The 21,017-nt window shown below is 28.1% G+C and carries 20 protein-coding genes and 2 pseudogenes; 17 read left to right on the top strand and 5 right to left on the bottom strand.

The window, feature by feature from the left end:
- Positions 1-70: 70 nt before the first annotated feature.
- The 10 genes from AC4KN9_RS01430 to murG are packed head-to-tail and all read left to right on the top strand — an operon-like array spanning position 71 to position 8,131.
- Positions 71-1,006: a DHH family phosphoesterase gene (locus tag AC4KN9_RS01430; protein ID WP_491017914.1), complete on the top strand. Its 936-nt coding sequence runs from the start codon at positions 71-73 to the stop codon at positions 1,004-1,006.
- Positions 1,003-1,446 (top strand): 50S ribosomal protein L9, encoded by a 444-nt coding sequence (rplI, locus tag AC4KN9_RS01435; RefSeq protein ID WP_491016903.1) that lies wholly within the window; start codon positions 1,003-1,005, stop codon positions 1,444-1,446. Before AC4KN9_RS01430 ends, rplI begins: the two co-directional genes overlap by 4 nt.
- An 8-nt stretch (positions 1,447-1,454) precedes the next feature.
- Entirely contained in the window at positions 1,455-2,138 is a 684-nt protein-coding gene (locus AC4KN9_RS01440) for a DnaB-like helicase N-terminal domain-containing protein (protein WP_491016904.1), read from the top strand.
- Positions 2,110-2,802, top strand: coding sequence for a replicative DNA helicase (locus tag AC4KN9_RS01445; RefSeq protein ID WP_491016905.1), 693 nt, complete (start codon positions 2,110-2,112; stop codon positions 2,800-2,802). Before AC4KN9_RS01440 ends, AC4KN9_RS01445 begins: the two co-directional genes overlap by 29 nt.
- Positions 2,786-3,367, top strand: coding sequence for a GNAT family N-acetyltransferase (locus tag AC4KN9_RS01450; protein WP_491016906.1), 582 nt, complete (start codon positions 2,786-2,788; stop codon positions 3,365-3,367). Before AC4KN9_RS01445 ends, AC4KN9_RS01450 begins: the two co-directional genes overlap by 17 nt.
- Positions 3,357-4,184: a hypothetical protein gene (locus tag AC4KN9_RS01455; protein WP_491016907.1), complete on the top strand. Its 828-nt coding sequence runs from the start codon at positions 3,357-3,359 to the stop codon at positions 4,182-4,184. The genes AC4KN9_RS01450 and AC4KN9_RS01455 overlap by 11 nt, the downstream gene beginning before the upstream one ends.
- Positions 4,181-5,131: an ATP-binding protein gene (locus tag AC4KN9_RS01460; protein WP_491016908.1), complete on the top strand. Its 951-nt coding sequence runs from the start codon at positions 4,181-4,183 to the stop codon at positions 5,129-5,131. Before AC4KN9_RS01455 ends, AC4KN9_RS01460 begins: the two co-directional genes overlap by 4 nt.
- Positions 5,128-5,796, top strand: coding sequence for an NAD(P)H-hydrate epimerase (locus AC4KN9_RS01465; RefSeq protein ID WP_491016909.1), 669 nt, complete (start codon positions 5,128-5,130; stop codon positions 5,794-5,796). The genes AC4KN9_RS01460 and AC4KN9_RS01465 overlap by 4 nt, the downstream gene beginning before the upstream one ends.
- Positions 5,774-7,042, top strand: a complete 1,269-nt coding sequence (serS, locus tag AC4KN9_RS01470; protein WP_491016910.1) for a serine--tRNA ligase — start codon at positions 5,774-5,776, stop codon at positions 7,040-7,042. The genes AC4KN9_RS01465 and serS overlap by 23 nt, the downstream gene beginning before the upstream one ends.
- Positions 7,043-7,054: 12 nt before the next feature.
- Positions 7,055-8,131 (top strand): undecaprenyldiphospho-muramoylpentapeptide beta-N-acetylglucosaminyltransferase, encoded by a 1,077-nt coding sequence (gene murG, locus AC4KN9_RS01475; RefSeq protein ID WP_491016911.1) that lies wholly within the window; start codon positions 7,055-7,057, stop codon positions 8,129-8,131.
- 116 nt (positions 8,132-8,247) lie between these two features.
- Here murG and AC4KN9_RS01480 read toward each other — a convergent pair whose 3' ends face one another.
- The 5 genes and pseudogenes from AC4KN9_RS01480 to AC4KN9_RS01500 all read right to left on the bottom strand — a co-directional run bounded on the left by AC4KN9_RS01480 (position 8,248) and on the right by AC4KN9_RS01500 (position 13,196).
- The gene (locus AC4KN9_RS01480) at positions 8,248-9,621 is read right to left on the bottom strand and encodes a UDP-N-acetylmuramoyl-tripeptide--D-alanyl-D-alanine ligase (protein ID WP_491016912.1); all 1,374 of its coding nucleotides are present in this window, start codon (positions 9,619-9,621) and stop codon (positions 8,248-8,250) included.
- 1 nt (position 9,622) lies between these two features.
- A pseudogene (locus AC4KN9_RS01485) lies at positions 9,623-10,659 on the bottom strand (D-alanine--D-alanine ligase family protein).
- A gap of 61 nt (positions 10,660-10,720) precedes the next feature.
- Positions 10,721-11,305 (bottom strand): annotated as a pseudogene (locus tag AC4KN9_RS01490) (aminopeptidase); the annotation flags it as partial.
- Between the two features lie 40 nt (positions 11,306-11,345).
- Complete coding sequence (locus tag AC4KN9_RS01495) at positions 11,346-11,963, bottom strand: aminopeptidase (RefSeq protein ID WP_491016913.1); 618 nt, start codon at positions 11,961-11,963, stop codon at positions 11,346-11,348.
- A gap of 9 nt (positions 11,964-11,972) precedes the next feature.
- Positions 11,973-13,196 carry an aminopeptidase gene (locus AC4KN9_RS01500; protein ID WP_491016914.1) on the bottom strand — a complete coding sequence of 408 codons (1,224 nt, stop codon included), beginning with the start codon at positions 13,194-13,196 and terminating at the stop codon, positions 11,973-11,975.
- Between the two features lie 182 nt (positions 13,197-13,378).
- Between AC4KN9_RS01500 and AC4KN9_RS01505 the strand changes: the two genes are divergently transcribed.
- From AC4KN9_RS01505 to AC4KN9_RS01535, 7 genes are all read left to right on the top strand, one after another.
- Complete coding sequence (locus AC4KN9_RS01505; RefSeq protein WP_491016915.1) at positions 13,379-15,361, top strand: polysaccharide biosynthesis protein; 1,983 nt, start codon at positions 13,379-13,381, stop codon at positions 15,359-15,361.
- Positions 15,362-15,369: 8 nt separating this feature from the next.
- Positions 15,370-16,515, top strand: coding sequence for a DegT/DnrJ/EryC1/StrS family aminotransferase (locus AC4KN9_RS01510; RefSeq protein ID WP_491016916.1), 1,146 nt, complete (start codon positions 15,370-15,372; stop codon positions 16,513-16,515).
- A 78-nt stretch (positions 16,516-16,593) separates the two neighbouring features.
- Positions 16,594-17,814 carry a nucleotide sugar dehydrogenase gene (locus tag AC4KN9_RS01515; RefSeq protein ID WP_491016917.1) on the top strand — a complete coding sequence of 407 codons (1,221 nt, stop codon included), beginning with the start codon at positions 16,594-16,596 and terminating at the stop codon, positions 17,812-17,814.
- 1 nt (position 17,815) lies between these two features.
- On the top strand, positions 17,816-18,400 hold the full coding sequence (locus tag AC4KN9_RS01520) for a sugar transferase (protein WP_491016918.1): 585 nt from the start codon (positions 17,816-17,818) through the stop codon (positions 18,398-18,400).
- Positions 18,401-18,411: 11 nt separating this feature from the next.
- Positions 18,412-18,921, top strand: coding sequence for a GNAT family N-acetyltransferase (locus AC4KN9_RS01525; protein WP_491016919.1), 510 nt, complete (start codon positions 18,412-18,414; stop codon positions 18,919-18,921).
- A 16-nt stretch (positions 18,922-18,937) separates the two neighbouring features.
- Entirely contained in the window at positions 18,938-19,918 is a 981-nt protein-coding gene (locus AC4KN9_RS01530; protein ID WP_491016920.1) for an ATP-grasp domain-containing protein, read from the top strand.
- Positions 19,918-21,009, top strand: coding sequence for a sugar-transfer associated ATP-grasp domain-containing protein (locus AC4KN9_RS01535; protein ID WP_491016921.1), 1,092 nt, complete (start codon positions 19,918-19,920; stop codon positions 21,007-21,009). Before AC4KN9_RS01530 ends, AC4KN9_RS01535 begins: the two co-directional genes overlap by 1 nt.
- The last annotated feature ends 8 nt before the right edge of the window (positions 21,010-21,017 follow it).

A 21,017-nucleotide genomic window follows, 5' to 3' on the forward strand; every position in this document is an offset into this window, starting at 1 on the left:
AAGTAAGGTAAAGGCAAGAGTTGTAGCACATGCTTTATCACAGTATATATTAAAATCGACAAGCGTATTTATATCTGGGCATAAAAATCCTGATATGGATTCATTTGGTTCGTCACTTGGTTTATGGAGTATGATTAGAGATCAGGATAAAAAGGCATATATTATATTATCTGAGGTTACACCTGCAATAAAGAATTTATATGAATATGCGATAAAAAAAATTGATGGATTACAGAGGTTTATAATTACACCAGAAGAATCTTACGAAAAGATAGAGCCATCTTCATTAGTTATTATAACAGATAACCATAGAAGAAATTCAATTGAAGAACCAAGATTATTAGATAAAAATTCCAATATTGTGATTATAGATCATCACAGAAGAGGTAGTGATTATATTGAAAATTCTATATTAACATATGAAGAACCTTCTGCATCGTCAGCATCAGAATTAGTTACAGAGATGATTATGTACATGAATGAAAATGTTAAAATAGATAAAGTTGTTGCAGAAGGATTATTAGCTGGTATCATGGTAGATACTAAAAATTTCAGTCAACAGACAGGAATAAGAACATTTGAATCAGCCGCATTATTAAAAGAAAATGGTGCCGATTCTGTTATAGTTAAGAAACTATTTAGTGATGATTTAGATACACTAAGAATTAAATCAGAAATAATTAGTAGTGTGGAAGTGTATAAAGAGAATTATATTTTAGGTAGTTATGATGAAGAAAATGAAAGCTCTACACTTATAGCATCTCTTGCAGCAGATGAGCTTATAGGTGTACAGAATATAGAAGCATCATTTGTTATGGTTATATCTAAAAATAAGATTCATATTTCTGGAAGATCATCAGGTAAGGTGTCTGTTCAATTAATTATGGAAAAACTTAACGGAGGTGGACATAGAACTATGGCCGCTACACAATTAGATACTACTATGGAAGAAGCAAAAATATTGCTTAAAAAAGCAATTTCAGAATATATTGAGGAGGAAAAATGAAAGTTATATTAAAAGCAGATGTTAAGGGATTAGGAAATGAAGGGGAATTAGTTAATGCTAAGACTGGTTATGCAAGAAATTTTCTGTTTCCAAATGACCTAGCAGTAGAAGCAACAAAAGAAAATAAAAAAGCGTGGCAAGAAGAGCTCCAAAGAAGAAAAGAAAAATTTGAGGCAAGTAAAGCAGAGGCTGAAGATTTAAAATCTAGACTAGAAAATGTAGCTATTATTGTTAAGAAAAAATCTGGAGCAGATGGTAAATTGTTCGGTTCAGTGACTTCTAACGATATATCTGATGCATTAGCAGATAAAGGGATAGAAATTGATAAGAAAAAAATAGAATTAAACGAAAATCTTAAAGAATCAGGTAACTACACTATAGGAGTGAGAGTATTTCCAGAAATGGTTGCGAATTTAAAGATTGAAGTAAAACCAGAATAGAGTTAAAAATGGAAATAAATTATATGCCAAGCGATATAAAAACTGAAAAAGCAATACTTGCCTTGGCGATAGTTCATAACGATTTAGTTAATGTGTTACTTGAAAAGATAAAAAGTAAAGATTTTTATGATATCAAAAATGAGATAATCTTTAAGGCTATAGAATCCCTTAGTTTTGAAAATTCACCTATCGATATCAACACAATAGTCAATAAACTAGAATCTATGGGGAAATTATCTGAAATAGGAGATAGTTCTTACCTAACAAGTCTTATGGATCAATCATACTATAAAGCAAACTATATATCATATATTGACATTGTAAAAGAAAAATCAATGCGTAGACAATTACTAGAATATGGGGATATTGTTATAAATACCGTAAGATCTACAAATCTTAATTCAGAAGAATTGATAGGACAATTTTCAGAAAAACTTTTTAAGCTAAGTACATTTGACAATAAAGAAGGATTAGTCATATTAAGAAAAACTATTGGTGAGACTTTTGAACACATTTTGGAAATGGCCAATAATGAGGGGCAAATTACTGGTTTGACAACTGGATTTCATGATTTAAATAATATTTTATCGGGTTTACAAAATTCAGATTTTATTCTTTTAGCAGCAAGGCCATCTATGGGGAAGACCAGCTTTAGGAATCCATATGGCGCTGAATGCAGCATTAGCTGGTAAAAAAGTAGCAGTTTTTTCTTTAGAGATGAGTAAAAGACAAATTTTACAAAGAATTTTATCTATTTTGAGTAATGTTAATGTACAAGACATAATTTCAGGGAATATTACAGAAGAAGACTGGTCATTATTATTTAATGCTTCAAATAAAGTGGCTGATTTAGAAATGTATATTGATGATACACCAAGTATTTCACTAACTGAGTTAAGAGCTAAATCAAAAAGAAAAAGGGTTGAATCAGGCCTTGATCTTATAGTTATTGACTATCTTCAGTTAATGGTAAATGATGTTGGTAGAAATGATAATAGACAGCAAGAAATATCTAATATTTCAAGAGGATTAAAAGCGTTAGCAAAGGAATTAAATATCCCAGTTTTAGCACTTTCACAATTATCAAGAAAGACGGAGGAAAGATCTAATAAAAAACCGATGCTTTCAGATCTTAGAGAATCAGGAGCTATTGAACAGGATGCTGACGTTGCAATGATGCTATATAGAGAGGACTATTACGAAGAGTATGATGTAGAAAGTACAGAGAAAAATATAATAGAAATAATAATAGCAAAACATCGAAATGGCCCCACAGGAAACGTCAAACTATACTTTAAGAAAGAGTGTACTAAATTTTACGATTTAGACCATGTAAACAATGGACCAGTTATGTAATTATATTATTCGTCCATTAAAAAAAAGTGATGCAGAATTACTTAAATATTGGGGAACTTTTGATGATCCTCTATTTTATGGATATGAATATAACGACCTTAATAGTAAAGAGAAAGAAATATGGTATAAACTAAAAACAAAAATAAATTCTTGTCAATATTATTCTGCAATATCCAAAGAAAATAAATTAATTGGATATGTGGGTCTAAAAGAAATCAACTACATTAACAAGACGGCGAAAATAGGGATAGTAATTGATCCCAATTTTGTATCAAAAGGATACGGTACATTTATATTTAGAGATTTTTTAGAGATTTGTTTTAAATTAAAAAGATTTAAGCGTTTAGATTTAGAGGTTAATAGTTGGAATATTAGAGCTATAAAATTATATAAAAAATTTGGTTTTAAAAATATTTCGCATAGATATCAAAAATTTGAAAATCAAGAATTGAATTTAGAAAAATATGACAATTACGAAGAACATTTTAAGTATATAAGAAATGATATTTATTCCAAAATTTATAAAATGAGTTTAGAGAGAGAGGATTTTTTAAATGCGAATTGAGTTACAAAATAATCAGCTAGACTTGGGAAGTACGCCTATAGAAAATATGTTCATTAACACATATCTATATCAGGCAAATGAAGTACAGATAAAAGTTTATATTTACGCTCTATCTCAAGCTTATAATAAAAGTGAAAATATAAGTAATGAAAATATTGCTAGAGAAATGAATCTTACAGAGGGCCAAGTGGTAGATGCTTGGAAATATTGGATAGATCAGGATATAGTAGAAAAAGTAGGAGATACCTATATATTTAAGTCTTTAGTATATAAATATATTAGTGCTGTAAGTCAAAGTGAAACAGAAATGACTTATACACCTAAAATACATGTTACTTCGGCTAATCCACAATGGCTTGATAATAGTGAAGATGCAGTTGCATCCAGAGAATTAATAAATAATATCGAAGATTTTATATCTCAAGGAAATACTGTAAAAACAAAATTAAATACTAGAGAAATAAAAATAATAATAGAATTGATGAATGAATTTAATATCTCTAGTGAGTTCCTATCTTCAGCATATATGATGGCTTCAAATATAAGAGGATTAAGGGCGGTAGACCCAGTAATAGCAACTGTTAGAAATTGGTTAATAGATGGTGCGACTGATTTTGAAAAATTAGAAATATATTTAGAGAATAAAGAAAAGAAAAAAGAAGATAAAAAAGAGCGAAAAACTAATTATATATCTAAGGATAATAAAGGAGACAACTTAATAAATAAAGATAATAGGATGTCAAAAGAAGATAGAGATGCATTTGTTGAAATGAAGTTAAATAAAAAACTTCCAATTAGTAGAAGGAATAACAAATGAAAGAGATTCAAGAAATTTATCAAGATAGAAGAAGAGAAAATGAAATAAAATTGGAGAAAAGGAAAAGGGAGATTTATTCTCAATTTCCTGAAATTAAAAAAATAAAAACAGAAATTACTAGAAAAAACATTGAAAGAATTTCATTATCTTTAGAAGGGAATTCTGTATCAAGACTAACTGATGAGATAAAATCATTAATAAATAGAAGAAATGAAATATTTGAAAAAAATAATATCCCACATGATTACTTAAAATTACAATATCATTGTGACATTTGTAAGGACACTGGTATTGTTGGTACAGAGAATTGTCAATGTTGGAAAAGTCTTAAAGTATTAAAATTACAAGAAGATAGTCATATACAAAAAATAATTGAAGAACAAAATTTCAAGAATTTTGATCTAAATGTTTTTAGAAAGAGTATTCAAGGGAATGAAAAAATTAGTCCCTACGAAAATATGAAAGAAATAAAGCAAGAATTTGAATCCTATGCTAAAAATTTTAGTGCATATTCAGCCAATATCTATATTTTTGGAAAAGTAGGAACTGGAAAAACGTATATGCTTAATTGCATAGCAAAAGAGGTTCTTGATTTACAATATTCAGTGATTTATATGTCTGAATCAGAATTGATTAATACGATATTAGAACATAAATTTGCCTACTCTTCAGACAAAACAGAATTAAAACCTAAAATAGATGCAATATTTAATTGTGATTTACTTATAATTGATGACTTAGGAGCAAATGCTGTAAATGAAAATACAAAAGCTGCATTATTAGAGGTTATAAATAGCAGACTTGTAAAAAAATTGCCAGTAGTAATATCTTCCAATTTAGAGCCGGAAAATTTTGCGATTAAATATGATGCTAGATTATACTCAAGAATAATGGGTCAATATTTTATAAAAAAATTTTACGGAAATGATATAAGGATGTTGCCATGAGTACTATTTCAAAAAAAGAATTTTATGATTTATTAGATTATAATATAAAAAAAATTGGAATAACAAAATCTATTATTATTGAAAATGCGGCACAAAAAGTTATGAAACACATTGATCTAAATAATAGAAAGACATTCGCCATAATATGTGGTGTAAATATGAATGGATCTTATGGTCTAGCACTTGCTAGAAATCTAGCATCTGAAGGGAAAAACGTAGAGGTTTTTATTGTTGAAACTGATAATAAAAAAAATGAAGATTTTTCTAGTCAATTTGAAATTATAAAAAATACTGATATAAAAATAAACTATTTAGAAACTATTGAAGAATTAGAAAATTTTTCAAAAAAAATTAATAGTGTTAATACTATCATAGATGCTATAACAGGGATGGAATACGATTTCAAATTTCATGGTACTACAGAATATATAATTGATGTTATAAATAAATCTAGAATTTATACTATTTCAATTGATATACCATCAGGAATGGATTATGATACTGGAGAAACAAAGATAGCATGTATTATGTCTGACTTAGTTGTAACATTTTTTAAGAGCAAAAAAGGTATTAAAAAAAATATTGGACTACATAGGTTTATAGTAAAAATCGAAAATATTGGATTGCTAGAAAGGGAAAAATATGTTAGATATAAAAGTTATTAGAAAAGATAAAGAAAAATTTATTGAAGCATTAAGTAAAAGAAATGCTGAATTTCCAATTAATGAGCTTGTTGAATTGGACGAGGAAAGAAGAGCTTTAATTACTAAGGTAGAAGAGAAAAAAGCTGAACAAAATACAGTTTCAAAATCTATACCACAATTAAAAAAAGAAGGAAAAGATGTTCAACCTATTTTTGAACAAATGAGAGAGTTATCAAATGAAATAAAAAAATCAGATGATAAGATTAAAGAACTAGATACGAAAATTGAGGAAAAACTTTTATATATTCCAAATGTACCAAATTCAAAAGTTCCATTTGGTAAAGATGATAGCGATAATATTGAAGTTAGAAAATATGGAGAACCAAAGAAGTTTGAATTCGAACCAAAAGCACATTGGGATTTAGGAATTGACTTGGATATCCTTGATTTTGATAGAGCTGCTAAAATATCAGGTTCAAGATTTTCTATTTTTAAGGGATTAGGCTCAAGACTAGAAAGATCAATTATATCATTTTTATTAGATACACATACACTAGAAGAAGGATATACAGAGTTGAGTGTACCACATATGGTAAATAAATCTTCAATGATAGGAACAGGACAATTACCTAAATTTGAAGAAGATGCTTTTTATCTTCCAAGTAAGGATTTCTTTTTAATTCCAACAGCAGAGGTACCAGTTACAAATTATAGAAGAGATGAAATTTTAGCAAATGAAGAATTGCCTTTGTATTATACAGCATATACCCCTTGCTTTAGAGAAGAAGCCGGATTAGCTGGTAGAGATACAAGAGGTTTGATAAGAAATCATCAATTTGATAAAGTTGAATTAGTAAAATTAGTTAAACCAGAAAATTCATACGAAGAATTGGAAACACTAACCAAATCAGCTGAAAAGATCTTGCAATTATTAGAGTTACCATATAGAGTTGTAATGTTATCATCAGGAGATTTAGGATTTTCTTCAGCAATGACATATGATATAGAAGTTTGGATGCCTTCATATGGAAGATATGTTGAAATATCTTCATGTTCAAACTTTGAAGACTATCAAGCTAGAAGAGCAAATTTAAGATATAGAGATGAAAATGGTAAAGTAAATTTTTTACACACATTAAACGGGTCTGCTTTAGCTGTTGGTAGAACTTTTGCAGCAATACTTGAAAACTATCAAAATGAGGATGGAAGTATAACTATACCAGAAGTATTAAAAAAATATTTCTTGAAAGATAAAATTGAAAAATAGTAAGGAAAAATTATGGCAAATAACACTATTGTATTAACTGGTGGAGGATCCACGGGGCATGTAGCCGTGAATCTTGCCTTGATACCATTATTAAAAAAAGATGGTTGGAAAATCCACTATATAGGATTGAAAAAAGGTATAGAAAAAGAACTAATTTTGAATATAGATGGTGTTATGTATCATGAGATATCGACTGGGAAATTAAGAAGATATTTTTCTTTAGATAATTTTTTAGATATTTTTAAAATCATTATAGGAATTATTCAATCTATATGGAAAATATTTAAGATTAAGCCTAGTGTAGTATTTTCAAAAGGTGGATTTGTTTCAGTTCCAGTAGTTGTTGGAGCTTGGTTAAATCGAATTCCAATAATATCACATGAGTCAGATTTAACACCAGGATTGGCAAATAAAATAGCTCAACTATTTGTAAATACAATATATACAACATTTCCAGAAACTACAGAATATATAAAGTCAGGAAAAGGAGAATATTTAGGGCCTGTAATTAGAGATTCCTTAAAAGGTGGGAATGGTGAAAAAGCTAAAAAATACTTAGGTATAGATAACGAAAAACCTGCAATTCTCATCATGGGAGGATCCTTAGGAGCAGATTTTTTAAATCAAATAATAAGAAATAATTTAACTGAGCTAACAAAAGATTTTAATATCATTCATTTATGTGGTAAGAATTTAGTAGACCATAATTTTGATATGCAAGGTTATCATCAGTTTGAATATATAAATGAAGAATTAAAAGATATTATAGCGTACTCAGATTTTGCGATTACTAGAGCGGGTTCAAATTCTATTTTTGAATTTCTTTATTATAAAATCCCAATGATTTTGATACCATTACCTGCTTATAAATCAAGAGGTGATCAAGTGGAAAATGCTTTATCGTTTGAAAAGCAAGGATTTGCAAGTATGATTGAGGAAGATAAATTAACAGATACATTCTTCTTAGAAAGTATAAATGAATTCTATTCAAAAATAGATTTCTATAAAAATAGTATGGAAAATATTGAATTTAATAATAATATTCAAAAAATTTATAATAAAATAAAATTAATAAAAAAAAAGATATGAAATCTTTGGATTGTTTTCTAAATTAGAATATTTACCTATTTAATAACTAAACTAAAAAACTCTAATATTTAATCTTGGTATAAATTTACCAAATAAAATATTAGAGTAAAATTATTTTAAAGTCTTAAGTTCGTTAATTCTTTAATGACATCTTCAAGTTTCATAGCTCTTGAGCCTTTTACAAGTACAATTGAATCTTTTTTTATTAGATTTTTAGCTTTAACAATTAATTTATCCTTTGTATTAAAGTGAAACACTTTATTTTTTGAAAATATATTTATGGCTTCATTATAAATATATTTGCTCAATGGTCCATATAATAAAAGATAATCAATTTTAGATGGATCAATTTTTTGTCCAATTTGTTTATGAAGTTCTACTTCATCTTCTCCTAATTCGAGCATATCGCCAAGTATTGCAATTTTTTGTTTGTATTCATTTAATATATACAGTGTTTCAAGAGCGAATCTTAAAGATTGTGGATTTGATTTGTAGGAATCATCCAATATATCAAAATCGTTGCAATTTAACAAATCGGATCGCATTTTAGTAATATCCTTTTTAGAAAGTGATATAATAACACTTTCTTTCGGAATATTAAATAATTCGGAAACAATAATTGCAATAGCAGAATTGTAAACTTGATGTTTTCCAATTAAACTTATTTTGTAAATAGTATCATTTATTGAAAATACAAATCCCTTATAGTTTGACTCTATTATATTGATTCTATAATCGGAATCCTCTCTAGTACCAAAACTTATAGTTCTTTGCTTGATATTTTTTTCTTTTACCATTCTTCTAAGAATATCATCGTCATTATTATAGATAAAAACACCATTTTTATTTAACCCATCTAAAATATGCAACTTTTGTATGGCTATATTTTCTTTAGTTTTTAATTGTTCTAAATGAGAATCTCCAATATTTGTTATAATTGCAATATCAGGCATAGCAGTAGTTGATAAAATTTCAATTTCTCCAAAATTATCAGTTCCCATTTCAACAACTCCAACTTCAGTTTTATTATCAAATCTAAAAATAGTTTTTGGAACGCCGATTAGATTATTCAAATTACCAATTGTTTTTTTCGTGTTGTAGTTATCTTCAAGTACTGAAAAAATAAGGTCTTTAGTTGTTGTTTTACCATTTGATCCAGTTAATGCAATAATCTTAGTATTTAATGAAGAACGATAATTTTTTGCAAGCTCGGTAAATGCCTTGTTGACATCATCGACATAGATTATAGGTTTATCAATATTTTTAATTTTATTTCTTTCGGATATAGAAGCTATAGCACCATTTTCAAAAGCCTTGTCTATAAAAATATGACCATCGAAGTTTTCACCTTTTATTGGAAAATAAAGATCATTTTTTTGTAATGTTCTGGTATCATTTGAAATAGTGTTGGTAATTAAACCAGAATATTTTTCATCGTTTAATTCTCCGTTTACATATTTTGCAATTTGAGATAATTTTAGGTTTAACATTTTAAGCTCTTTCTAATGCGTACGTGATTAATTTATCTAAAAACTCACTATAAGTTGTTCCATCTGTAACTTTCCATAAATCTGCTGATAGAGAGGATGGAGTCATTCCAGGGAAAGTATTTATTTCATTTACAAAGAAATTATGATTTTCATCCATAAATATATCCACTCTGGCAAAACCTTCACATCCAAGTGCAATATAAGAATCAATGGCCAATTCTCTAACTTTAGCTTCATCCGATTGATTTAATTTATGAGGTATATTTCTAATTAGTTTGGCATCTAAATATTTAGCTGTATAGTCAAATATTTCTCTTGAAGATGAGTAGATCCAGGTAATGATGCTTGTGGATTTACATTACCAATAACAGAAACTTCAAGTTCTAATGAAGACATTTCTTCCTCGACCAATACTTTATTATCATACTTAAATGCATTTTCTAAGGCTTCTATAATATTATTTCTATTAGCTTTAGATACGCCAATTGAAGACCCGCTATTTGCAGGTTTAACATATACATTTTCTCCACAAGTATCAAAAATATTTGAAATTATGGATTCTTTGTTATTTGTTCTCATATATCTTTTTTTATTTACTACAAAATATTTAGCTTGAGGTATATTATTCTTAGCTAACATATCATTAGCAACGGCTTTATCAAAACACATTGCAGATGATAGTAAAGAATTACCTAAAAAATTTAATCCTAAGGTTTTTAAAAATCCTTGTATTTGTCCATCTTCTCCAGTAGTACCATGAATGCAAGGAATAATGAGAGGATTATCTAGTTGATTTATAAAGTCAATAAATTTCATTATTGATTCTTTTGTATTTAGATGAGAAACCCTGATTAAATCTTCAGGCTTTTCAATCTCCTTTGTAAAAAATCCTATTGGTTCAAATCTTCCTTCTTTTGTTATATAAGTGAAGCTGACATTATATTTTTGTTTATCTAAATTATTTATTATAGTTCGTGCAGATCTAAGTGAAATATCATGTTCTGTACTCATTCCACCACATAAAATATGAATTTCCAAAATTCCTCCAATATTTAAATTAATTTATTATTAAATATATATTATAAATTAAAAAGGGCATTTATGCCCAGTCTCCATTTTTGAAAACAGGTACCTTTGTACCATCTTTTTTTATACCAGTTATATCTAAATCTTTTGTACCAATCATAAAGTCAACATGAACGATTGATTGATTTGCCCCTCTTTTTTCAAGTTCTTCACTTGATAAATCGGCACCTCCTTCTATAGTGGTAGGATACGCAGCACCTAATGCAATGTGGCATGATGCATTTTCATCAAATAAAGTGTTAAAGAAAAGAATATTTGAATTTGAAATAGGGCTATCAAAAGGAACTAAAGCAACTTCTCCAAGTCTTCTAGATCTATCTTCGTCTGAATTTAATAAGTCCTCAAAAGTTTGTTTGCCCTTTTTTGCATCAAAATCTATAACTTTACCATCTTTAAATTCTACCCAGAAATCTTCTATAATATTACCGTTATAAGCTAGAGGTTTTGAAGAAAAAACTTTACCTTCAACCTTATTTCTATCTACTAATGAGTAAACTTCTTCTGTTGGCATATTAGGAACAAATTCTTCCCCTTTTTTATTTTTAGTAAATGCAGCTCTCCAAATATGACCATCAGGTAATCCAAGTAGTAAATCTGTTCCATTTGAAGATTTATAGTGAAGTGTTTCAAAAGCTTGTTCATTTAACCATTTGGCCTTTTGTTGTTAATAAATCAATATTATTTTTCCATGATTCAATTGGATTTTCTTTATTTACTCTTGTTGTTTCAAATATCGCTTCCCATAAATCATTTACAGGATCTTTACTATTTGGGAAAACTTTTTTTGCCCATGCTTCATTTGGAGCAGAAATAATTGTCCAAGATGTAATATCATTCATTCTATATTTTTTTAGTGGATTAAGTTTATTTGCTAAGGAAACACTAACAGCCTTTACTTTTGCTGAATCGATATCTTTTAGTAATTCAGGGTCTGTTGATTTTACAAAAATTTGCTTAACACCCTCTTTCAATAGTGTTTCATCTCTATTAAATTTATGGTCGGGAACATCCTGTAATGTTTCTAATGTCTGGTAGGTATATGCTAACAATGTATTATAGTCATCACTCCAATTAACTAATACTTTATGAGCTCCAGCTTTATATGATTGTTCTACAAGTTTTCTAGCTAAATCAACTCTATCAACAGGTATATTTATTTCTACTGTATCACCTTTACCTACATTGACACCAATCTTTACTGCTAATTCTGCTAATTTTTCTATTTTTTCTTCTAAAGTTTTTTTGTTTAAAATCATAATATCTCCTTATGCCCAATTTCCATTCTTAAAGATTTGAACTTCACTCCCATCTTTCTTTATGCCTACAATATCTAGATCATGAGTTCCGACCATAAAGTCTTCATGAGCTAAAGAATCATTAACACCATTTTTATCAAGTTCTTCACTAGACATATCGGAACCGCCTTTAATAGTTGTAGGATATGCCTTTCCTAAAGCTAAGTGACAAGATGCATTTTCATCAAATAGAGTATTGAAAAACAAAATTTTTGAATTTGAGATAGGGCTGTTGTAAGGAACTAAAGCAACTTCTCCAAGTTTTCTAGCTCTTTCATCTTTTTTGAATAGTTGTTCCAATACTTCTTTTCCAACTTTTGCATCAAAATCTGTAACGGCACCATCCTTAAATTTTAGCCAAAATTCATCTATTACATTACCGTTATACACCAAAGGTTTTGAAGAATAAACTATACCGTTAACTCTATCTTTGTGAGGAAGTGTAAACACTTCTTCTGTTGGTATATTAGGAACAAATTCTTCACCTTTTGAGTTTTTTGATGAAGCAGCAGTCCAGATATGACCTTCTGGTAACCCGATTTCAAGGTCTGTACCATTAGATGCTTTGTATTTCAATTTTATTAAATCTAAATTATTTAACCATTCAGCCTTATCCAAAAGAACTTTTAAATGTTTTTTCCAAGCTTCAATAGGATCCTCTGTATTAACTCTGGTAGTTTCAAAAATTGCATCCCATAAATCATCTACAGGATTTTCACTGTTAGGGAACACTTTTTTTGCCCAAGCTTTGGTTGGAACAGATACAACAGTCCATGAATTTATATCATTCATTGTATATTTTCTTAAAGGTTGAAATTTTTCGCTACTTGCTTTTGAAGCTCTTAAAATTTTTTCAGAATCTATTCCTTTTAACAATTCAGGATCAGAAGCACTCACTGAGATTCGTTTTTCGCCTTTTTTAGCATAGTATTCTAGCTTATCATATCTATATTGAGGTATATCTTCAAGTACCTCCACAGGTGTGTATTGATATGAAAGTTTGGTTATTGCATCATCGCCCCAATTTATATTCACTTCACTTGCCCCAGCTTTGTATGAATTTTTTGCAAGAAACCTACAAAAATCAAATCTTTCAATAGGACAATTAATTGTTACAATATCTCCTTTTCCTACATTAGAACCAATTTCTACGACTAATTTTGCATATTTTTCTAGTTTATTATCAAAACTCATAATACCTCCATTTTTTTATTGTATTTTCACTTATTATACCATTAATTAGATGATTTATCGATTATTGATAATAATATGGTGATATGGTATTATTTATTTATAAATTTACACTTAATATAGGCTTAAATAGATAAATAAATATAATTAATAAATACTAGTAAATTTATGACTAGGAGAAAGATATGAAAAAATTAAAGCATTGGCAAAAAGTAAGTTTAACGATAGGTATATTTGATATTTTCGCTGTTAATATAGCGTATTTTTTTGCGCTACTTTTAAGATTTGATTTTGAGTATACAAAAATATCTAGTTTTTATCTAGATGCATTTATAAAGTTTGCACCATTTTATACCATATTTTCAATATTGACATTTTATTTTCTTAAAATGTATAAAAGTATGTGGAGATTTGCGAGTGTAGCAGAATTGGTGAGATCATCTTATGCTTTTGTAATTACAACTACTTTTCATGTTTTAGGTACTATGTTATTTATTCGTAGAATGCCAATATCATATTATATAATAGGAGCAATAACTCAATATATATTAGTTACAAGTATAAGATTGTCATATAGAATATATCTATTATTGGCCCGTTCTACAAATAATAATAGAGAAGTTGAAAGAGTTCTTATAGTTGGAGCTGGCGAAGCAGGAAGACTAATATATAATGACATAATAAATTATGAAGAAAGAAACTATAAAGTAGTAGGTTTTTTAGATGATAATCCCAATAAATGGGGAAGATATATTTCAAATTTACCAATATTTGGCGAAATTGATATAGTTACAGAAATTGTAAGAAAGCACAATATAGATTTAATAATTATTGCTGTTCCCTCTTCCGATAATCATTCCAAGCAAATAATTATAAATAAATGTAATGAAGCGGGAGCAAAATTAAAAATAGCTCCATCAATACCAGAGATGATTACTAGTGATAAAATTACTGTAAAAGAATTAAAAGATGTAGAAATTGAAGATTTATTAGAAAGAGAACCTATTAAGATAGATAACAAATCGGCGTTAAGAAATATCACAGGAAAAGTTGTGTTAGTGACTGGTGGTGGGGGAACGATAGGAAGTGAATTGTGTAGACAAATAGCGTCTCATAATCCAAAACAATTGTTAATATTTGATATTTATGAAAATAATGCGTATGAGATTGAACAAGAGTTAAAAAGAAAATATCCAAACTTAAATTTAGTTGCTTTAATTGGATCGGTTAGAGAAGAGTTAAGAGTTGATGATATTTTTTACACATATAGACCAGATATTGTTTATCACGCTGCGGCACATAAACATGTGCCTTTAATGGAAACAAGTCCAAATGAAGCTATAAAAAACAATATTTATGGAACATACAATACAGCGTATGCAGCTCTTAGATACAATGTTGAAAGATTTATTTTAATTAGTACAGATAAAGCTGTAAATCCAACTTCAATAATGGGGGCAACTAAGAGAATTTGCGAAATGATTATACAAAGTATGTCTGCTGTGTCTAAGACTAAAAACCTAAATATGATTCCAAAATTAAAATCAATAAATAATCGTGAAATTAGAGAATTTAATACTAAATTTATAACAGATTTTGTGGCTGTTAGATTTGGAAATGTATTGGGAAGTAACGGATCAGTAGTACCATTATTTAAGAAACAAATAGCTGAAGGTGGCCCTATATCAGTAACTCATAAAGATATTATCAGATATTTTATGACTATATCTGAGGCTGTTAGTTTAGTAATTGAAGCAGGCTTTTACGCTAAAGGTGGGGAAATATTTGTATTAGATATGGGAGAACCAGTAAAGATAGACACGTTGGCGAGAAACCTTATAAAATTATCAGGATTAAAACCGGATAAAGATATAAAAATAGAATATGTTGGATTAAGGCGAGGCGAAAAATTGTATGAAGAAAAACTTATGTCTGAAGAAGGTTTAGAAAAAACACCAAATGATTTAATTCATATAGCTAAACCTATTGATTTTAATAATGAAGTATTTTTTAGTCAACTGGAAGATATGTCTCAATATTCAGCATACAATTTAGTAGAAAAGGTTGTTGAAAAAATAATAGAAATAGTACCAAATTATCACAGTTCTGAGTCTGATATTAAGGATAATAAAGATAAATTCGAAGAATTATATAGAAAATCAAAGTAGAGGTTATTATGACAAAAAGATTAGATAAAAGAATTCCCCTAGCAACTCCCACTATGCATGGAGAAGAACTAAGATATGTTAATGAAGCATTTGATACAAATTGGATTGCTCCATTAGGACCAAATGTAGATGAGCTTGAAAAAGCTTTTTCAGATTACTTAGATATAGAAGGAACAGCAGCCGTTTCATCAGGAACGGCAGGTTTACATTTGTCATATAAACTTGCAGGAGTAGGTAAGGACGATATAGTTATTGTTCAAGATTTAACCTTCTCAGCAACGGTAAATCCCATAATCTATCAAAATGCTATTCCTGTTTTTGTTGATTCGGAATACGATACATGGAATATGGATCCAAAAGCACTTGAATTAGCACTTAAAAAATATGGTGAAAGAGTTAAAGCGGTAGTTTTAGTTCACTTATATGGAACACCTGCTAAATTAGAAGAAATCATGAAATTATGTGATGAATATAATGTAACATTAATCGAAGATGCTGCAGAAAGTTTATCAGCAACTTATAAGGGGAAACAAACAGGAACATTTGGTAAATATGGAGTTATTTCATTTAATGGAAATAAAATCATTACTACATCAGGTGGTGGTATGGTATTAAGTAAGAGTAAAGAAGATGCAGAAAAAGTAAAATTCTGGTCTACACAATCAAAAAATCCAGCTCCATGGTATCAACATTCAGAAATTGGTTACAATTATAGAATGAGTAATGTGTGTGCAGGTATAGGTAGAGGACAATTTGAGCATTTAGAAGAACACAAGGAAATAAAAACTAAAATTTTCAACAAATATAATTTAAGTTTTAGAGGACTTCCTCTTCTTATGAATCCATACGAAATGATGACAGTTCCAAATTTTTGGTTGAGTTGTATATTGATAGAAAAGGACGCCATTACTGATAGATTTGATGCTGAAAAATTAAGAATCAGACTAGATGAACTTAATATTGAGTCTAGAAGAGTTTGGAAACCAATGCACTTACAACCAGTATTTGAAAAATACGATTATATTAAAGTTAAATCTCATAGTGTATCTGAAGATATTTTTGAAAGAGGTTTATGTTTGCCTAGTGATTTAAAAATGACCGAAGAAGAGCAAGAAATTGTAATAGAAAATATTAAAGAGATTTTCAATTCATAAAAAAATGGATTTGATAAATTCTTTAATTTATCAAATCTAAATTTTTTTATATAGATGAAATGTTGAAAGGAGTATATAATGCAAGGAAATTACAAGATTACAGTTGTAGGTTCGGGTTATGTTGGATTAGCTAATGCAACATTACTAGCACAAGAAAATGAAGTTGTAACAATTGATAGGAACAAATATAAAGTAGATAAAATCAACGATAGAATTTCACCAATAGTTGATGAGAAAATAACAGAATTTTTTGATACAAAAGAGTTAAATTTAAGAGCTTCATTATCTACAGAAGGAATATATGAAAATTCTGACTTTATAATTATAGCAACACCTACAAACTATGATGAAGAAAAAAACTACTTTGATACTTCGTCTGTAGAAAGCGTAATTGAAGAAATAATAAAATCAGATTCAAAGGCAACAATTGTCATAAAATCAACAATACCTGTTGGTTATACAAAAAAAATTAGAGAAAAATATGAACTAGAAAATATAATTTTTAGCCCAGAATTTTTAAGAGAAGGAAAGGCTTTAGAAGATAATTTATATCCCTCAAGAATAATAATGGGATATAATCAAAATAATGAAGAATTAGCAAAAAAAGCTGAAGTATTTACAAATTTACTTGTAAAAGGTGCCTTAAAAGAAAATATTGATATAAAATTCATGGATACAACAGAAGCAGAAGCTGTCAAGCTATTTTCAAACACTTATTTAGCTATGAGAGTTGCATTTTTTAATGAATTAGATACATATGCACAGTTAAAAAACCTAAATACTCAGAAAATAATTGAAGGTGTTGGACTTGATCCAAGAATTGGATTACACTATAACAATCCTTCATTTGGATATGGTGGATACTGTTTGCCAAAAGATACAAAACAAATGAAAGCTAATTTTGAAGGAGTTCCAAATAATATAATTGAAGCAATTGTAGATGCAAATAGAACAAGAAAAGACTTCATAGCAGATAGTGCATTGAAAAAAGCTGAAGAAAATAATAGTTCAAAAAAATTAACTATCGGTATATATAGACTTACAATGAAATCAAATAGTGACAATTTTAGAAGTAGCTCAATACAAGGAGTTATGGAAAGATTAAGTAAAAAAGGTGTAAATATAGTTATATTTGAGCCAACCATAAAGGACGAACAGGAATTTGAAGGTTATAAAGTGATAAATGATTTAGAAGAATTTAAGAAAATATCTGATTCAATTATTGCAAATAGATACCATGAAAATTTAGATGATGTATTAGATAAAGTATATACTAGAGATATTTTTAAGAGAGATTAGTATGAATAAAGTAATTAAGGAGATTTTTGATAGATTTTCAAGTTTGATAGGATTAATAATATTAAGTCCAATCCTTATATTTTTTGCAATTTGGATAAAAATTGATTCAAAAGGCCCAGTTTTTTTCAAACAGGAAAGACTTGGAAAAGATGGAAAAGTATTTTCAATTTTTAAGTTTAGAACAATGATTGTGAATGCTGAAAAAATAGGAGATGGTTTATCTATAAAATCTGATAAAGATCCTAGAATTACAAAATTAGGCAGATTTTTAAGAAAAACATCTATAGACGAGTTGCCTCAGTTAATAAATGTATTAATAGGAGATATGAGTTTAGTAGGTCCTAGACCTCCTGTAGTATATTCACCATATGATGGATATGAAAATTATCCAGATTGGGCAAAAAAAAGATTTGAAATGAAGCCGGGAGTAACAGGATTAGCTCAGGTAAAACATAGAAATAGTGTGACTTGGAATGAGAGAATAGTAGTTGATAATGAATATATAGACAAGTTTAATTTTTGGTTAGATGTTAAAATAATTTTTAAGACATTTTTAAAATTATTTGATTCAGAAACTATCTATTGATAGGAGAAGATATGTTACAAGATAAAAGAGTATTATTAAGACCTATATTAAAAAGTGATTTAGAAAAATTAAATCAATGGAAAAATAATATAGAAATATTTAAATATTTAGGTGGTGGATTTAATCCAACATCAATAGACGAACATATAAATTGGATAGATTCATTAATAAAAATCGATGATAAAAATAAAAGATTTATAATATGTTTTGAAGATAAGGCAATAGGTATGATTGGTTTATATTCAATTAATCATATAAATCAAAACTGTGAAGTTGGGATGTATATTGGAGAATTAGAGTTTCAATCTATGGGATTAGGAAAAGAAGCATATAATTTGATTGAAAATTATGCGAAGAATTATTTAAACTTAAAAAAGATTAAATTGAATGTAGTTCTAGATAATCAAGCTGCTTTAAAATTTTGGGAAAATGTAGGATTTAAGAAAATTGGAACATTTAAGAAAGAGCGATTTATAGACGGTGAATTTAAGGATTTATGTATAATGGAGAAATTCATTTAACAATATGGAGAAATATATGATTAATATTTTAATTTTAAGTGTAGGAACTAGAAATAAGATAGTTCAATATTTTAAGAAGGCACTTATTAATGAAAATGGTGAAAAAACAGGTAAAGTTATAGCTACAGATGCAAGTAAATATTCGCCAGCTATATATGATGCCGATAAATTTTATACAGTTCCAAGAATTGATGAAGATGGATACTTTGATCAAATTTTAGATATTTGTAAAAAAGAAAATATAAGAGCAGTATTAAGCCTGATTGATCCAGAATTAAATATTTTAGCTGATAACAAAGCTAAGTTTGATGAATTAGGTGTTACAATAATTGGTTCAGCCAAAGAGCAATGCGATATTTCTTTAGATAAGAAAAAAATGTATGATTGGTTAGTTGAAAATAATTTTAACACAGCAAAAACATATACAAAAAAACATGAATTTTATAAAGCTTTAGAGTTAGGAAAAATTAATTTCCCAGTTTTCGTAAAGCCAATCAAAGGGAGTGCGTCAATATCTATAAGTAAAGTAACTGATAAGGAAACAATTGATTTATTATTTGAAAAAGAAGATAATTTAATGATTCAAGAATTTTTGGATGGACAAGAATTAGGCGTTGACGTCTATATTGACTTAATAAGTGAAGAGATTGTTTCAATATTTGCAAAAAGAAAATTAATTATGAGAGCAGGGGAAACAGATAAAGCGGTTTCATTTAAGGATGAGAAGCTATTTAGACTTGTTAAAGATTTTGTTAAGAAATTTGGGTATAAAGGTCAAATAGATATTGATATATTTGATGTAAATGGAAAATACTATATTTCAGAGGTTAATCCAAGGTTTGGTGGTGGGTATCCTCATGCATATGAATGTGGTGTTGATCATATGAAATTAATAATTAATAATATCAAGGGAAATACAAATAAAGAAAATATTGGAAAATATAAGGAAAATATGAGTATGATGAAATATGTTGAACTCATGGTAAGGGAAGTATAATGAGAAGTGGATTAAGAAAAAAATTAGATGACTTTAATAGAAAAATTGAGTCAATATATAGAATGTATAGTTATCAAAGAAAAGCAAAGGCTAGACTAAAAAGAATGAATAACGGTTATGACTTGGGAGATGACTACAATAATATAATTGTCCCATATTGGAAACAATTTGGACTTAAACCTAAAAAATATTGGTTTCAAATATTTTGTGATAGGGAACAGAAAGTTGATCCGAGATATATTCCTGACGATTTATGGTATGGAAAAATTGTTCCATATTATAGTAATCCACAATTTAGAAGATTAGGAGAGGATAAATGTTTGCATGATATTTATTTTTCAAATCTAAATAGACCCGATACTTTAGCAAAGAATATAGCTGGAGTTTTTTATGATAGTGAAATGAATATCATAGACAAAAAATACGTATTAAAAATATGTGAAGAATATAATGGTGAGTTTCTCATTAAACCTTCTATAGATAGTGGTGAAGGTAGATTAATAAAATTTTTTGAAAATGGAAAATATACATTAGATGATGTGGAAGAAACAATTGATGAATTAAAAGCGAATTTTATAATCCAAGGAGCAGTAAAACAGCACGAAGAGCTATCTAAATTGAATAAAACATCTCTAAATACTATTAGAACAATTTCGTTTTTATTTGAAGGGGAAGTACATATTTTGTCTTCTATATTGAGAGTTGGAGCTGAAAATTCAAAAGTAGATAATATTGGAGCTGGAGGTTTTGCTATTCCAATTCATGAAAATGGATGTTTATATGACAAAGGAGTTAATAGAAAAGCTGAATGGGTTTCAGAAAATAATAATGGCATTTCGTTTAGTTCAATAAAAATTCCTAACTATAACGAATTAATTGAAACGATAGTTAATACTCATAAAAAACAGGCACACTTTAAGATTATAGGTTGGGATTTCTCTATAGACGAAAATTTACAGCCAATTTTTATTGAGTTTAATTCATGTCCAGGTCCGAATCAAATTACAGTTGGACCAACTTTTGGGGATTTAACTGAAAAAGTTTTAAGAGATGTATTTGTTGATAAAAATTTGGAATACGCACAAAATTAAGGAGATTA

The sequence above is a fragment of the Helcococcus sp. SA-HE-C1 genome, assembly GCF_985670335.1.

Coding starts and splice junctions, on each gene's coding strand:
- AC4KN9_RS01480 (WP_491016912.1), bottom strand. CDS start 9,621: ATGTTAAACCTAAAATTATCTCAAATTGCAAAATATGTAAACGGAGAA.
- AC4KN9_RS01505 (WP_491016915.1), top strand. CDS start 13,379: ATGAAAAAATTAAAGCATTGGCAAAAAGTAAGTTTAACGATAGGTATA.
- AC4KN9_RS01455 (WP_491016907.1), top strand. CDS start 3,357: ATGCGAATTGAGTTACAAAATAATCAGCTAGACTTGGGAAGTACGCCT.
- AC4KN9_RS01500 (WP_491016914.1), bottom strand. CDS start 13,196: ATGAGTTTTGATAATAAACTAGAAAAATATGCAAAATTAGTCGTAGAA.
- AC4KN9_RS01520 (WP_491016918.1), top strand. CDS start 17,816: ATGAATAAAGTAATTAAGGAGATTTTTGATAGATTTTCAAGTTTGATA.
- AC4KN9_RS01440 (WP_491016904.1), top strand. CDS start 1,455: ATGGAAATAAATTATATGCCAAGCGATATAAAAACTGAAAAAGCAATA.
- AC4KN9_RS01515 (WP_491016917.1), top strand. CDS start 16,594: ATGCAAGGAAATTACAAGATTACAGTTGTAGGTTCGGGTTATGTTGGA.
- AC4KN9_RS01450 (WP_491016906.1), top strand. CDS start 2,786: ATGGACCAGTTATGTAATTATATTATTCGTCCATTAAAAAAAAGTGAT.
- AC4KN9_RS01445 (WP_491016905.1), top strand. CDS start 2,110: ATGGCGCTGAATGCAGCATTAGCTGGTAAAAAAGTAGCAGTTTTTTCT.
- serS (WP_491016910.1), top strand. CDS start 5,774: ATGTTAGATATAAAAGTTATTAGAAAAGATAAAGAAAAATTTATTGAA.
- AC4KN9_RS01530 (WP_491016920.1), top strand. CDS start 18,938: ATGATTAATATTTTAATTTTAAGTGTAGGAACTAGAAATAAGATAGTT.
- AC4KN9_RS01495 (WP_491016913.1), bottom strand. CDS start 11,963: ATGATTTTAAACAAAAAAACTTTAGAAGAAAAAATAGAAAAATTAGCA.
- AC4KN9_RS01525 (WP_491016919.1), top strand. CDS start 18,412: ATGTTACAAGATAAAAGAGTATTATTAAGACCTATATTAAAAAGTGAT.
- AC4KN9_RS01535 (WP_491016921.1), top strand. CDS start 19,918: ATGAGAAGTGGATTAAGAAAAAAATTAGATGACTTTAATAGAAAAATT.
- rplI (WP_491016903.1), top strand. CDS start 1,003: ATGAAAGTTATATTAAAAGCAGATGTTAAGGGATTAGGAAATGAAGGG.
- AC4KN9_RS01510 (WP_491016916.1), top strand. CDS start 15,370: ATGACAAAAAGATTAGATAAAAGAATTCCCCTAGCAACTCCCACTATG.
- AC4KN9_RS01465 (WP_491016909.1), top strand. CDS start 5,128: ATGAGTACTATTTCAAAAAAAGAATTTTATGATTTATTAGATTATAAT.
- AC4KN9_RS01460 (WP_491016908.1), top strand. CDS start 4,181: ATGAAAGAGATTCAAGAAATTTATCAAGATAGAAGAAGAGAAAATGAA.
- murG (WP_491016911.1), top strand. CDS start 7,055: ATGGCAAATAACACTATTGTATTAACTGGTGGAGGATCCACGGGGCAT.